17 protein-coding genes are annotated in these 12,465 nt (G+C 66.8%); 6 read left to right on the top strand and 11 right to left on the bottom strand.

All coding sequences use genetic code 11. The annotated features are described in order from the left end of the window. The 3 genes from G6N33_RS02485 to G6N33_RS02475 form a co-directional block, all read right to left on the bottom strand. Nucleotides 1-690 carry a metal-dependent transcriptional regulator gene (locus tag G6N33_RS02485; protein ID WP_044511046.1) on the bottom strand — a complete coding sequence of 230 codons (690 nt, stop codon included), beginning with the start codon at nt 688-690 and terminating at the stop codon, nt 1-3. 144 nt (nt 691-834) lie between these two features. Continuing rightward, nucleotides 835-1,794: a sigma-70 family RNA polymerase sigma factor SigB gene (gene sigB / locus G6N33_RS02480; RefSeq protein ID WP_044511047.1), complete on the bottom strand. Its 960-nt coding sequence runs from the start codon at nt 1,792-1,794 to the stop codon at nt 835-837. A 139-nt stretch (nt 1,795-1,933) separates the two neighbouring features. Then, a complete protein-coding gene (locus G6N33_RS02475; RefSeq protein ID WP_408632759.1) occupies nt 1,934-2,398 on the bottom strand; it encodes a DUF3099 domain-containing protein in 465 nt (154 codons plus the stop codon). A gap of 56 nt (nt 2,399-2,454) precedes the next feature. Between G6N33_RS02475 and G6N33_RS02470 the strand changes: the two genes are divergently transcribed. Next, the gene (locus tag G6N33_RS02470; RefSeq protein ID WP_044511051.1) at nt 2,455-2,694 is read left to right on the top strand and encodes a DUF3039 domain-containing protein; all 240 of its coding nucleotides are present in this window, start codon (nt 2,455-2,457) and stop codon (nt 2,692-2,694) included. On the opposite strand, the gene G6N33_RS02465 is transcribed toward G6N33_RS02470, so the two are convergent. Next, nucleotides 2,695-3,696: a YihY/virulence factor BrkB family protein gene (locus tag G6N33_RS02465; protein ID WP_044511052.1), complete on the bottom strand. Its 1,002-nt coding sequence runs from the start codon at nt 3,694-3,696 to the stop codon at nt 2,695-2,697. 66 nt (nt 3,697-3,762) lie between these two features. Continuing rightward, nucleotides 3,763-3,948 (bottom strand): DUF7455 domain-containing protein, encoded by a 186-nt coding sequence (locus tag G6N33_RS02460; protein WP_044511054.1) that lies wholly within the window; start codon nt 3,946-3,948, stop codon nt 3,763-3,765. 167 nt (nt 3,949-4,115) lie between these two features. Here G6N33_RS02460 and G6N33_RS02455 point away from each other — a divergent pair, with 167 nt between their 5' ends. Then, complete coding sequence (locus G6N33_RS02455; RefSeq protein ID WP_044513204.1) at nt 4,116-4,475, top strand: DUF952 domain-containing protein; 360 nt, start codon at nt 4,116-4,118, stop codon at nt 4,473-4,475. A gap of 253 nt (nt 4,476-4,728) precedes the next feature. Here G6N33_RS02455 and G6N33_RS02450 read toward each other — a convergent pair whose 3' ends face one another. The 3 genes from G6N33_RS02450 to ppgK all read right to left on the bottom strand — a co-directional run bounded on the left by G6N33_RS02450 (nt 4,729) and on the right by ppgK (nt 7,638). After that, nucleotides 4,729-5,109, bottom strand: coding sequence for a RidA family protein (locus G6N33_RS02450; RefSeq protein ID WP_044511055.1), 381 nt, complete (start codon nt 5,107-5,109; stop codon nt 4,729-4,731). A gap of 6 nt (nt 5,110-5,115) precedes the next feature. After that, on the bottom strand, nt 5,116-6,651 hold the full coding sequence (locus G6N33_RS02445; RefSeq protein WP_163771450.1) for an RNA polymerase sigma factor: 1,536 nt from the start codon (nt 6,649-6,651) through the stop codon (nt 5,116-5,118). Nucleotides 6,652-6,828: 177 nt separating this feature from the next. After that, nucleotides 6,829-7,638, bottom strand: a complete 810-nt coding sequence (gene ppgK, locus G6N33_RS02440; RefSeq protein ID WP_044511057.1) for a polyphosphate--glucose phosphotransferase — start codon at nt 7,636-7,638, stop codon at nt 6,829-6,831. A gap of 127 nt (nt 7,639-7,765) precedes the next feature. On the opposite strand from ppgK, the gene G6N33_RS02435 reads away from it, so the two are divergent. Next, entirely contained in the window at nt 7,766-8,638 is an 873-nt protein-coding gene (locus tag G6N33_RS02435; protein WP_044511059.1) for an inositol monophosphatase family protein, read from the top strand. A 1-nt stretch (nt 8,639) separates the two neighbouring features. Here the strand turns inward: G6N33_RS02435 and cei are convergent, their stop codons facing one another. Further along, entirely contained in the window at nt 8,640-9,293 is a 654-nt protein-coding gene (gene cei / locus G6N33_RS02430) for an envelope integrity protein Cei (protein WP_061559106.1), read from the bottom strand. Between the two features lie 182 nt (nt 9,294-9,475). On the opposite strand from cei, the gene G6N33_RS02425 reads away from it, so the two are divergent. Next, nucleotides 9,476-9,778 (top strand): DUF4193 domain-containing protein, encoded by a 303-nt coding sequence (locus G6N33_RS02425; RefSeq protein WP_036468275.1) that lies wholly within the window; start codon nt 9,476-9,478, stop codon nt 9,776-9,778. A gap of 27 nt (nt 9,779-9,805) precedes the next feature. On the opposite strand, the gene G6N33_RS02420 is transcribed toward G6N33_RS02425, so the two are convergent. Then, nucleotides 9,806-10,288, bottom strand: coding sequence for a DUF3093 domain-containing protein (locus G6N33_RS02420; RefSeq protein ID WP_044511062.1), 483 nt, complete (start codon nt 10,286-10,288; stop codon nt 9,806-9,808). A 25-nt stretch (nt 10,289-10,313) separates the two neighbouring features. Here G6N33_RS02420 and dut point away from each other — a divergent pair, with 25 nt between their 5' ends. Next, the gene (dut, locus tag G6N33_RS02415) at nt 10,314-10,778 is read left to right on the top strand and encodes a dUTP diphosphatase (RefSeq protein ID WP_044511064.1); all 465 of its coding nucleotides are present in this window, start codon (nt 10,314-10,316) and stop codon (nt 10,776-10,778) included. Between the two features lie 47 nt (nt 10,779-10,825). Beyond that, nucleotides 10,826-11,569 (top strand): DUF3710 domain-containing protein, encoded by a 744-nt coding sequence (locus tag G6N33_RS02410; RefSeq protein ID WP_044511066.1) that lies wholly within the window; start codon nt 10,826-10,828, stop codon nt 11,567-11,569. A 97-nt stretch (nt 11,570-11,666) separates the two neighbouring features. Here G6N33_RS02410 and G6N33_RS02405 read toward each other — a convergent pair whose 3' ends face one another. Beyond that, complete coding sequence (locus tag G6N33_RS02405) at nt 11,667-12,365, bottom strand: hypothetical protein (RefSeq protein WP_101528232.1); 699 nt, start codon at nt 12,363-12,365, stop codon at nt 11,667-11,669. Between the last annotated feature and the right edge of the window lie 100 nt (nt 12,366-12,465).

Below are 12,465 nucleotides of genomic sequence, written 5' to 3'. Positions count from 1 at the left end.
TTAGACCTTCTCGACCTTGACCGCGTGTGCCATCTCGTGGGGCAGCGTGACGTTCTCGTGGCCCGGGATCAGGATGGTGACACCCGCGGGCCCGGTCTCGACGGTGACCCGGGCGTTGGGCACCACACCGGCGTCTTTGAGCCGTGAGATCAGGTCGATGTCGCCCTGCACGTGCTCGGTTAGCTGGCGGACGACGACCGCGACCGGTGAACCCGCCGGCAACTCGGTCAGCCGCACCAGGTTCACGTCCTCGGCGCCCGAGTCCGGACCCACGCCCAGATCCAGCAAACCGGGGATCGGGTTGCCGAACGGCGACGTGGTGGGGTTGTTGAGCACCTTCATCAGCCGGCGCTCGACGTCCTCGCTCATCACGTGCTCCCACCGGCAAGCTTCGGCGTGCACTTCCTCCCACGGCAGACCGATGACGTCGACGAGCAGCCGCTCGGCGAGGCGGTGTTTGCGCATCACGGAGATTGCCAGCGCCCTGCCCTTGTCGGTCAGTTCCAGGTGGCGGTCCCCGGCGACGTGGAGCAGTCCATCCCGCTCCATCCGCGAGACGGTCTGGCTGACGGTCGGCCCGCTCTGGTCGAGCCGTTCGGCGATCCTGGCACGCAGCGGCGTCACGCCCTCTTCCTCGAGGTCGTAGATGGTCCGCAGGTACATTTCGGTGGTATCAACCAGGTCGTTCATTCAGCACCCTCCATTGACGCCGAGTCTACTTGGCCAGCTGCCGAAACGGGCTTAACGCCTCCTAGGCAGAACAGTATGCCCGCCGCGGAACCGCGGCGGGCATACTGTCGTGTTTGTCGGCTGGTGGGCCGCCTGCTCGGCGGCTCAGCTGGCGTAGGAGCGCAGCCGGTCGGCGCGCTCGCCGTTGCGCAGTTTGGCCATCACATCGCGCTCGATCTGGCGAACCCGTTCGCGGGACAGACCAAACAGCTTGCCGATCTGATCCAGCGTCCGCGGCTGGCCGTCATCCAAACCGAAACGCAACCGGATCACCTGGTGCTCGCGCTCGTCGAGCGTGGCCAGCACGCTTCGAATGTCGGTGTGCAGCAGCTCGGCGATCACCGCGTTCTCCGCGGACATCGCCTCGGCGTCCTCGATGAAGTCGCCCAGCGGCGCCTCCTCCTCGGAACCGACGGGCATGTCCAGGCTTACCGGGTCGCGGCTGTGCTCGAGCAAGTCGTTGATCTTGTCGACCGGGATGCCCGACTCGGCGGCCAGCTCCTCGTCGGTTGCTTCACGTCCGAGGTTCTGGTGCATCTCGCGCTTGATCCGCGCCAGCTTGTTGACCTGCTCGACGAGGTGGACGGGCAGCCGGATGGTGCGGCTCTGGTCGGCCATGCCCCGGGTGATGGCCTGCCGGATCCACCAGGTGGCGTAGGTGGAGAACTTGAATCCCTTTGTGTAGTCGAACTTTTCCATCGCACGGATCAGCCCGAGGTTGCCTTCCTGGATCAGGTCCAGCAGCGGCATCCCGCGACCGGTGTAGCGCTTGGCCAGCGACACGACCAGTCGCAGGTTCGCTTCCAGCAGGTGCCGGCGCGCCGCCTGCCCGTCCCGTACGACGGCCGCGAGGTCGCGTTTGCGGTTGTCGCCGAGGCGCTTCCGCGTTGCGAGTAGATGCTCGGCATACAACCCGGCCTCGATACGCTTGGCAAGTTCGACCTCGTCTGCGGCGCTCAGCAACGCCGTCTTTCCGATGCCGTTCAGATATACGCGCACGAGATCCGCTGCGGGGCTCTGAGCATCTAGATCGCTGTCGATCCTGCCTGTGAAAGCGTTCGCCATGGCGGCCTCCCGGTTGGCTTGTAACTGTCATGGTGTTAAACGACAGATCAGCCCTGAGAGTTCCCACCGCTCCGTGATCTCACACGCCTTGACGTGCAGAAATGTCGCGACGACCTGAGAATGTCCTGAGAAGTGCGTCTTATGGCCAATTGGCCCGAGCAGACCCCGAACCGCTGTCGTAGCCGCGGCCCTTCGAGCCCGGGTGCGGTTGCGGCGGGTGGTGCGCCTCGATGGCGGGCCGTTCGGCCGTCGGGAACAAGGGGGTGCGGCGCACATTGTCGAATCGGCGGGGTTCGTCCGAGCGGCGGGGTGGCCGATCGTTGGCGATCAGCACGGCCATCCACGGCAGTGGCACCGACGCGCCGACGATCAGAAGTGAGATCAGGCCGTTGTGCCAGGCGCCGTAGGCGAGCGCCGCCAGGATCAGCGCGGGAATCCGGAATGCCATCAAAGTGAGGTACTTACGCACCCGCGCTCGATGTTGTTCTTCGTACGAAGGTTCGGCGGCCGTGATCAGTACCGGCCGGCCATGGTTGTGGTCGAAGTCGTCGAACCTGTCGAACCCCGAATCGGAGCCGCGCCTCATTCCTCCACTGTCCCACACCCGACGGATTCCGGCCCAGCCGGTTTTCGCCGCGCGGGCAGTGCACAATGTGACGTATGCAGACCCAGACGATCGAACGCACCGACACCGACGAACGCGTCGACGACGGGACCGGCAGCGATACCCCTAAGTACTTCCACTACGTCAAGAAGGACAAGATCGCCGAGAGTGCGGTCATGGGAACTCATGTCGTGGCGTTGTGTGGTGAGGTTTTTCCGGTGACGAAGGCCGCCAAACCGGGTTCGCCGGTCTGCCCGGAATGCAAGAAGATCTACGAGCGGCTCAAGAAGGGCTGATCAACTCGGTGGCTTCGCCGGCGCCGTGCCGCGTTCCTGCGTCGCGGGATTGGCGATCGGCGCCGACAGCGTCTCCACTGTGCGTTTGAGCCGCGGCGAGCGAGAGAACAGCCAGGCGCGCAGCCGGTGGGCGTGTGTGCGGGGCGCGGGGAACTCTTCCTGAATGGCGGCGTTGAGTTCGGCGCCCAGCATGATCGCGAAGCCGCCGAAGAATGCGAACAACAAGAACGCGATCGGGGTCGACAACGCGCCGTAGGTGTATCCCGTGCTGGTTATCCATCGCAGGTACACCCGCAGACCGAGCGTCGCGATCACGAATACGGCGGTCGCCAACACTGCGCCGACGATCAGCCGATGCGTCGGGAGCGGTTCCGGCAGCGCCACTCGGTACAGCACGACAATCCCGATCATCAGTCCCACGATCAGCGCGGGGTAGTAGCCGTAGCGCAGCATGTTGGCCAGGTTGTCGGGAATGTGTTCAGACACCGTGCGCGGGCCCACGACCAACACCGGCGCCGTCACCACTGCGGCAACTAGCCCTACCACGTAGAGGAACAGCGCAAAGAACCGCTGGCGCACTGGGTGACGCAACGGGGTCTGGTCATGCGCCTCGACCACCGAATCGACGAACGACGAGATGGCCGACGAGCCGGCCCACAACGACAGTACGAACCCGAGTGACACCACGTCGCCGCGCGCATGCGCGGTGATGTCGCGGACCGTCGGTTCGATGATCTCGGTGACCACGCTGCTCGAAAACAGTTTGTGCGCCGCCGAAATCGCGCTCTTCTCGATGCTGGGCAGTGCGTCCGGCCCGAATAGTGGGGCCACATAGGCCAGACTGCCCAGCATCCCCAACAACAAGGGGGGCGTCGACAGCGCTGACCAAAATCCGGCTTGTGCGGACTCGGCGAAAATCGAGTCGTCCCAACTCTTACTGAGGGCTCGGCGAATAATTCGCCAAATGTGATGGCGCGACGGTTTGGCGGTCTGCTCGCTCATATTGGTCCAGCATTACCGACGACTGCACCCACACCTCACATTCTGGATGGGTGAGTCCGGCTGGACCTAGCTCCCGCTGACCTCCAGCACCGCGGCTAGCTCAACCAGCTTTGCCTCGTGCTCGTTCGCGTGGTGTTGGCAGAAGAGGAGTTCGGCGCCAGAAGGCAGCTTGGCGCGCACACGAGCTGCTGCACCGCAGCGGTCGCAGCGGTCATGTTTAGTCAGCTCGGGACTTGTCAGAGTTGCATTCACTGGCTTCTCCGTTCTCGATGTATCCACTGTCTCAGACGTTTGGCGTTTTCGCGTTGTTCCCCGATCGTTATCGGGTGTGTCGTTTCTCACGGACTTCTCACGGGCGTAGTACCCCTTTATTCGGCCGCCTAAAGTGGGCCTTCGTGGCCTCGGCTTCGGACGTTTTGATGCATATCTGTTCGGTCGACGAGTGGTGTCGCGCCCGCGAACTAGGTGCGATCGAACCCTTGTCGCGTGGTGCAGGCGGCGACGAGGCCTTCATCCACTTGTCGGCACCCGAGCAGGTCCACCTTCCGGCCAACCGGCTCTTCCACGGCCGCCGGGACCTAGTTCTGCTACACGTCGACCCCGCGTTGCTGGACGCTCCCGTGCGCTGGGAGCAAGGCGTGCCGACCGATCCCACTGCAATGCTGTTCCCGCATCTGTACGGACCACTGCCGGTGCATGCTGTGAAAACCGTCACCGTTTATCTGCCGGGGCCCGACGGGTCCTTCGCCCCACTGACCGGCGCCGCGGACCCGACCTAGCCGCCGCGCCCAGTGTGGTGAGGCGGGCGAGACCGGTGAGCGGTTGGCTGGCATGCGCCTCACCGTACGGCGCCCGCGCGATCGGCGCAGCTGAATTTTCGGCGGCCGCCCGCAGTTGTCCGATGCGATGCAGCCGATGGCTGGCCGCCGCGAAAGTACTTGTGCAGCCGGTGCTTTCGCATCTATGCGGCCGGCTGCCGCGGCCGCGGTGCTGAGCGCGTCCCCAGCACCCACCGGAGCAGGACAGGCAGTGTCAGCCAGTTGACTCTTCGACGTAGGCGTCAGCTTCGATCTCAACCAGAAAATCCGGTTCGATGAGCGCCGCGACCTCGACCATGGTGGCCGCCGGGCGGACCGCCCCGAAGAACTCTTGGTGCACAACACCGACCTCCCGCCACTGCGAGATGTCCGTGACGAAGATCCGAGTACGGATCACATCGGACAGGTCGGCACCCGCCTCCTGCAGCGCTTTTTGTATGCGCTGCAACACATTTCGGGTCTGCTCGGCGATGTTGCCGCCAGCGGCCGTGGTGCCCGACACCGCAACGTTGTTTCCGGTGCGCACCGCGCGCGAATAGCCGACCAGCGCCTCGAACTCCGAGCCCGACGAGATCTTCACCCGCCGCGACGACATGGCGGACTAGTCCAGGTAGTCGCGCAGTACCTGAGAGCGGCTGGGGTGGCGCAACTTCGACATCGTCTTGGACTCGATCTGTCGGATGCGTTCCCGGGTCACGCCGTACACCTGGCCGATCTCGTCGAGGGTGCGAGGCTGGCCGTCGGTGAGGCCGAAGCGCAGCCGTACCACGCCGGCTTCGCGCTCCGAGAGCGTCTCGAGCACCGACTGCAGCTGGTCCTGCAGCAACGTGAAGGACACGGCATCCACCGCCACCACGGCCTCGGAATCCTCGATGAAGTCACCGAGCTGGCTGTCGCCCTCATCGCCGATGGTCTGGTCCAGCGAGATCGGCTCGCGGGCGTACTGCTGGATCTCCAGCACCTTCTCCGGCGTGATGTCCATTTCCTTGGCCAGCTCCTCAGGGGTGGGCTCGCGGCCCAGATCCTGCAGCAGCTCGCGCTGAATGCGGCCCAGCTTGTTGATCACCTCGACCATGTGCACCGGGATCCGGATGGTGCGCGCTTGGTCGGCCATCGCGCGGGTGATCGCCTGACGAATCCACCACGTGGCATAGGTGGAGAACTTGTAGCCCTTGGTGTAGTCGAACTTCTCGACCGCACGGATCAGGCCCAGGTTCCCTTCCTGGATCAGGTCCAGGAAGGCCATGCCGCGACCGGTGTAGCGCTTGGCCAGCGACACCACCAGCCGCAGGTTGGCCTCCAGCAGATGGTTTTTGGCCCGGTCGCCGTCGCGGCAGATCCACATCATGTCGCGCCGCTGGGCCGCGGGTAGCTTGTCCCCGCGCTCGGCCAGCTCGGCCATCAGTTGGGTGGCGTACAGGCCGGCCTCGATCCGCTTGGCCAGCTCGACCTCTTCCTCGGCGTTGAGCAGTGCCACCTTGCCGATCTGCTTGAGGTACGCGCGAACCGAGTCCGCCGACGCGGTGAGTTCGGCATCCTTGCGGGCCTGGCGCAGCGCTTCGGATTCGTCTTCGTCCCACACGAAATCGCCGGATGCTTTGTCCTTTTCGGACGGCTCGGCGATCTCCTCGTCGTCATCAGCGGGCGCCTTGGCCGCCGCTGGCTTCGCCGCAACGGCGCCTTCCTCGGCGTCGTCGGTGTCCTCGTCGCCCGCTTCGAGGTCGGCGTCGTCGGCGGCGACGTCTTCGTCTTCGAGGTCGTCGAGAACGAGGTCAGTGTCGATGTCGAGATCCTCACCGGGCTCACCTTCGAGATCGGGCTCGCCGTCCAAGTCCTCGGCGATGCCGTCGTCGACGGTGTCTAGATTCTCGTCGTCCTTGCCCTTACCGGCGGCCTTGGTACCGCGGCCGGAGGATGCCTTGGCGGCGGTCCGGGCCTTCTTCGCGGCGCCGGCCTCGATGCCGTCGTCGCCGGCGTCGAGGTCATCGGACTTGGTGGTCCGGCCTGCCGACTTCGTGGTGCGCTTCGCTGGTGCGGTGCCGTTGGCGGCTTTTGCCGCCGGCCGCTTGGCGGGAGCTTTCGTGGCGGTGCGCTTCACCGGCTCTTCGGTTGCCGGGCTGGTCTTAGTCGCTGCCACTTACACCCCTTCGGTTTGGACTCACTTTCGGTGGGTTTGGGCATGGTGAAACCGAAAGTGTCTGCTATGTCGAATGTCGGCGTTGGTATCAGCGTGACTCTCGCACGCTTTGTGTCGGGCGGTCGCCGTGACCCATTGTAACGACACTGCGCGCTTGTACCGGCCTAGCGGGCAAAATCAGTGCGTTACGTCGGCCGTCGCGGCCATCGCTGCGCCGACGATTCCCGCGGTATTGAGTAGCGCCGCCGGCACCACCGGGGTCCGGTTTGCCAGCAGCGGCACCCACTGATCGGCCTTTCGGCTGATTCCGCCGCCCGCGATGAACAGGTCCGGCCAAATCGCATTCTCGATTGCGATCAGCACCTTGGTCACCTCTTTGGTCCAGCGCCGGTAGCTCCATTCGTTCTTTTCTTTGACCGACGACGCCGCGCGCTTCTCGGCCTCTTTGCCGCCGACTTCCAGGTGCCCGAATTCGGTGTTGGGAATCAGCTTCCCGTTGTGGATCAGGGCCGATCCGATTCCGGTTCCGAAGGTGAGCAGCACTACCAGGCCGGAGTTGTTCTTACCGGCGCCGTAGCGTTCCTCGGCGAGTCCGGCGGCGTCGGCGTCGTTGAGGACGGTGACCTCCTGGCCGTCCAGGTTCGCGGTAATCACATCGCGGGCGTTGGTGCCGATCCATTGCTGGTCCACGTTGGCGGCGGTCTGCACGATGCCGTTGGTGACAACGCCGGGGTAGGTCACCCCGAGCGGGCCGGTCCAGCCGAATTCGCGCACGACCATGGCGATGGTCTTGGCGACGGCCGACGGGGTGGCCGGTTGCGGAGTCGGCAGTTTGACCCGGTCGCCGATCAGCATTCCGGTGTCCAGATCGACGATTCCGCCTTTGATTCCGCTGCCGCCGACGTCGATACCGAATCCGCGGCGCTGCGGCGGCCCGGCGGCCGCCTCGGGTACGGGCGTGTCCGTGGCCGAGTCGGTGCTGGTCATCGACGGCTCCTTGGTGAGATCTGGGCTGGTTCACACCTTAACCGGCGGCGGCGCGGTTGCGATCGTGGCAAAGCCGCGCGATGTGCGGTCTCTGCGGTGAGACCCGTCGTTGTGGTGCGATAGAGCGGTGACGCGACCCGAGGACCAAGCGGCGCCGCTGCGCTCGGTAGCCGAAACGCTGGCCGTCGAAGCCGCCCAATTCGTGCTGTCCCGGCGGGCCGAGGTGTTCGGTGCGGATGCGGGCCGGGCCGGCGATCCGGCGGTGCGCTCCAAGAGCACGCCGACCGACCCGGTCACCGTGGTTGACACCGAGACCGAACGGCTGCTGCGCGCTCGGCTGGCCGAATTGCGCCCTGGTGACCCGGTTCTCGGCGAAGAGGGCGGCGGGCCGGCCGAGGGCAGCACCGAGGCGGTCACCTGGGTGCTCGACCCGATCGACGGCACGGTGAATTTCGTCTACGGCATCCCCGCCTACTCGGTGTCGGTCGCCGCGCAGCGCAACGGCGTCTCGGTGGCGGGCGCGGTCGCCGACGTCGCTGGGGGCCGCGTCTATTCGGCCGCCCAGGGTCTGGGTGCGCACGTTCGGGACGGGCGGGGCACGCATGCGCTGCGCTGCTCCGCCGTCGACAAGTTGTCAATGGCCTTGCTGGGCACCGGGTTTGGGTATTCGCCTGCGCGGCGTGCCAAGCAGGCGGGCCTGTTGGCGGCGATACTGCCGGTGGTTCGCGACGTGCGCCGCATCGGTTCGGCGGCGCTGGACTTGTGCATGGTCGCGGCGGGCCGGCTGGACGCCTACTACGAGCACGGGTTGCAGGTGTGGGACTGTGCGGCGGGCGGGCTGATCGCCGCGGAGGCCGGGGCGCGGGTGGTGGTGCCACCGCCCGACGGGGCGGCGCCCGGATCGGCGGCCGCGCTGGTGCTCGCCGCCGCGCCCGGAATTTTCGACGAGCTGCTGGCGGCCTTGCAGCGCTACGGCGGGCTGGCTCCGATCGAAGACTGACTCAGCAGCTGCTGGCGTGAATCTTCTGCAGTAGCGAGGGATCTGGGGAACCGGTCGCTCCCGGACGCAGGCTCGCGAGCACCGAGTCGATGTCGTCGTTGTGGGCCAGCGCGGTGAACTCCGTGCCGATGGCCAAATCGACCGAGTCGTCGGCCCGGTTGTCGTTGAACAGCTCGCTGCACGGAGCGACCAGCCAGACCGCGGCGGCGGCGGCCTGTCCGGCCGTGCCGAACCGGATCTGGCCCTGACAGGTGAGCCGGGTGCCGGCGTAGATCGGGTCGTTGGCGGCGGTGGGCTGCGCGAAGCCGAGGTCCTTCATCGCCCCGGCGACGTCACCGGCCTGCCCGCCGCGGCCGCTGGCGTTGAGCACCCGGACCTTGGTGTCGCTGAGTTTGGCGGGGGTCACGTCGGCCATCGCGCTGCGCGACATTTGTTCGCCGAGTTGGGCCGGTGCCGCGCTGCCGGTCGGCTGGGGCGGTGGATTGCACACTTCGGCTTCACGCACTTTTGCGGGCCGCGTGAGCGCCACCGTCCATGCGGTAGCGGTGACCACAACGAGGAGAACGAGCACGATGATGGCCGGCCGGGGATTGCGGCGCCGAAACGGCCGACCGTGCTTGTCAAAGGCTGTACCCTCGGTGATTTGTGCGACCACAGCTGCACTCTAGCCGCACACTAAATCCACTGTTTAAAGGCAAATACGGGGGTTAATCCGGGGGTGTGAGGTAAATCACAACTCATCCAACCGGGATCCGGGCACGAATCGTTTGGTGGATGCGTTCGACGCTGGTACAAAGCGTTGCTTGAGGTAACGCAGGCATGTGAGGGGATTGGACAATGCCTACCGACTATGACGCTCCACGGCGTACCGAGACCGACGATGTTTCGGAGGACTCGCTCGAGGAGCTCAAGGCACGGCGGAACGAAGCCGCGTCGGCTGTCGTCGACGTGGACGAATCCGAATCCGCCGAGAATTTCGAACTGCCTGGCGCCGACCTGTCCGGGGAAGAGCTGTCTGTTCGGGTCATTCCGAAACAAGCCGACGAGTTCACCTGCTCCAGCTGCTTTTTGGTGCAACACCGGAGCCGGCTCGCCAGCGAGAAGAACGGCGTGATGATCTGCACCGACTGCGCGGCCTGACAGCTGCGCCGGCTTGTCATCGCCTTGTCAGGGGCCTGTCAGGGCCGACAGCACCCGATCGGGGTGCCGGCAGCTCACCAACCAGTACGGCGTGGGATCGTCGGGGTCGTCGAGGACAAGCAGAATCAACGGTGCCACCCATGCCCGATGGACGACGTAAGCCGCGGGATCGAGTTGACGTCCTAATGCCGCCGACTTGGCCGTCGGCGCTATCTCCGCGGATCGGGAGATCACGGTGACCGGCAGGTGGGCGTCGCCGGCCCACAGCTGGGCCGTACCGTCTTCGTCGGCGGTGACGCGGATTTCGACGCGGCCCAGCCACAGCAGCGCCCCGGCTGCCACGACGTACAGCAGCACGAACGGCAACCAGTCGGGGAGGGCACTGACGCCGAGATTGACCTCGACGGCGATCAGTGTTGCCAGCGCGAAGGCGGGCGGCCACCACCACCAGGGCACCCACAGCCGTTCGCGATATCGCACGTTGTGCGGCGCGATGCGCGTACTGGACACGCGGTCAAGGGTAGTCTGTGGCCCCGTGTCGACCAGTCTGGCGGTTATCCGCCTCGACCCCGAGCTTCCGCTGCCCAGCCGCGCCCACGACGGCGACGCGGGGGTTGACCTGTTCAGTGCCGAAGACGTCACGCTGGATCCCGGGCGCCGCGCCCTGGTCCGGACGGGCGTTGCGGTGGCCATTCCCTTCGGGATGGTCGGCCTGGTTCATCCCCGCTCGGGATTGGCTGCGCGCGTTGGCCTTTCGATCGTCAACAGTCCCGGCACCATCGACGCGGGCTATCGCGGCGAGATCAAGGTTTCGCTGATCAACCTCGATCCGACCGAGCCGATCGTCGTGCACCGCGGTGACCGCATCGCCCAGTTGCTGGTGCAGCGGGTCGAACTGGTCGAGCTGGTCGAGGTGTCTTCGTTCGACGAGGCCGGGCTGGCGGAGACATCCCGCGGCGACGGTGGTCACGGTTCCTCCGGCGGACACGCGAGTTTGTGAGGCGCCGGCGACGATGCACTGTGAAGCGATGAGAAGGGGCGGCGCCGATGGCTGCATTGGGTAAACGTTCGGGCGACGACGCGTCCGGCAGCGAGCCGGTCACCGAAGCGGCCGCCGACCCGGTCGACGACGAGTTCGAGGAAGAGCTGGAAGGCCCGTTCGACATCGACGACTTCGACGATCCAGCGGTCGCGGAGCTGGCGCGCCTGGATCTCGGTTCGGTGCTCATCCCGATGCCGGAAGCGGGGCAGCTGCAGGTCGAGCTGACTGAGGCCGGGGTGCCGAGCGCGGTGTGGGTGGTGACGCCGAACGGGCGGTTCACCATCGCGGCGTATGCCGCGCCCAAGACCGGCGGCCTGTGGCGGGAGGTGGCCGCCGAGCTCGCCGAATCGCTGCGCAAAGACTCCGCTCAGGTCAGCATCAAGGACGGCCCGTGGGGCCGCGAGGTGGTCGGCACGGCGTCCGGGGTGGTGCGCTTCATCGGGGTCGACGGCTATCGCTGGATGATCCGCTGCGTCATCAACGGCGCGCACGAGACCATGGAGGCGCTCGAGGCGGAGGCGCGAGCGGCGTTGGCCGACACCGTGGTTCGCCGCGGCGAGACCCCGCTGCCGGTCCGCACACCGTTGCCGGTACAGCTGCCCGAGCCGATGGCTGAGCAGCTACGCCAGGCCGCCATGCAGCAGGTCGCCCAGCAGGCCGGCACCGAGCAGCCGCCCAGTGAGCCGGCCGCTCGCCGTAGCGCGGAGGGCTCGGCGATGCAGCAGCTGCGCACCACCACCGGCGGCTAGCCCGCAGCAGTGTGCGTCCGCGGCTTTGACCGTGCGTTCACGTTGACGACACGCCGGGGAATGGCGCGGTGGGTGCACACCGAAGGCCGGCGGAGCACTACGCGTCGGCCAGGGCGGCCAGGCAGGTCGCCCCGAGCGTGGCGCTGTCCGCGCCGATCTGATCCAGCGTCACCGTGCGCAGGGCCGCGTGCGGCGCGGCGGCTACCCAATCCAGCCCGACCTGCAGCGGGTGAATCGGGTCGTCGACGGCGGCGACCACCCCCAAAGGGGCCGCGAGACTGTGTAGTTCGTCACAACTGGGCGCGATGTAGGCGGCCGCTTCGTCCATCGCGTCGGGCAAGGACGGCCACTGCGCCCGCCAGGACCGGGTAAGTTCCTCGGCCAGCCAGGACGGGCTGGACGCGCGCATCTGCGCGGTCGTCGCGGCCAGCCCGTCGACGCGCAGCGCCGACGCCGAATACCGCGCCGCGAGCGCGGCCGGCGCCGTGCCGGAAGGCCCGGTCCAGGCGGGCAGCGCGGCCAGTACGGCGACCGTGCGGTCGGGGTGTGCCAGCGCCCACGCTGCGGCGACGGCCGCGCCGAGGGAGATGCCGCCGACCGCGATGGGGCCTTCGCGGGCCGCGGCGTCCAGGGCCGACAGGTAACCGTCGACCAGTCGTTGCGGCCGCGGGGCAGGGGTTACCGGACGCGCTCCAGCGGCGCGCAGCGGGGCGCTGAATGCCCGCTCGACGTAGACGTCGTCGGACCCGGTTCCGGGTAACAGCACGGTCGTCACACCGCGCAGATCGACAGTCACGCTTCGATCCTGCCCGGGCCGCCGGGCGCCCGCGAATCCGAGTTTGGTTCGGTTGGCGGCGGGGAACCAACAGGTCTACGGTGTCCGTTGGCATAGATGA

Origin of the sequence: Mycobacterium simiae, assembly GCF_010727605.1 — a bacterium.
GTDB classification, from domain to species: domain Bacteria; phylum Actinomycetota; class Actinomycetes; order Mycobacteriales; family Mycobacteriaceae; genus Mycobacterium; species Mycobacterium simiae.
This window is presented reverse-complemented; position numbering and strand designations above follow the sequence as displayed.

Bases quoted from the DNA above. Each gene is read 5' to 3' on its own strand.
- ppgK (WP_044511057.1), bottom strand. From the start codon at position 7,638: ATGACCAGCACCGACTCGGCCACGGACACGCCCGTACCCGAGGCGGCC.
- G6N33_RS02410 (WP_044511066.1), top strand. From the start codon at position 10,826: ATGGCTGCATTGGGTAAACGTTCGGGCGACGACGCGTCCGGCAGCGAG.
- G6N33_RS02455 (WP_044513204.1), top strand. From the start codon at position 4,116: ATGCATATCTGTTCGGTCGACGAGTGGTGTCGCGCCCGCGAACTAGGT.
- G6N33_RS02465 (WP_044511052.1), bottom strand. From the start codon at position 3,696: ATGAGCGAGCAGACCGCCAAACCGTCGCGCCATCACATTTGGCGAATT.
- G6N33_RS02425 (WP_036468275.1), top strand. From the start codon at position 9,476: ATGCCTACCGACTATGACGCTCCACGGCGTACCGAGACCGACGATGTT.
- G6N33_RS02450 (WP_044511055.1), bottom strand. From the start codon at position 5,109: ATGTCGTCGCGGCGGGTGAAGATCTCGTCGGGCTCGGAGTTCGAGGCG.
- G6N33_RS02485 (WP_044511046.1), bottom strand. From the start codon at position 690: ATGAACGACCTGGTTGATACCACCGAAATGTACCTGCGGACCATCTAC.
- sigB (WP_044511047.1), bottom strand. From the start codon at position 1,794: ATGGCGAACGCTTTCACAGGCAGGATCGACAGCGATCTAGATGCTCAG.
- G6N33_RS02470 (WP_044511051.1), top strand. From the start codon at position 2,455: ATGCAGACCCAGACGATCGAACGCACCGACACCGACGAACGCGTCGAC.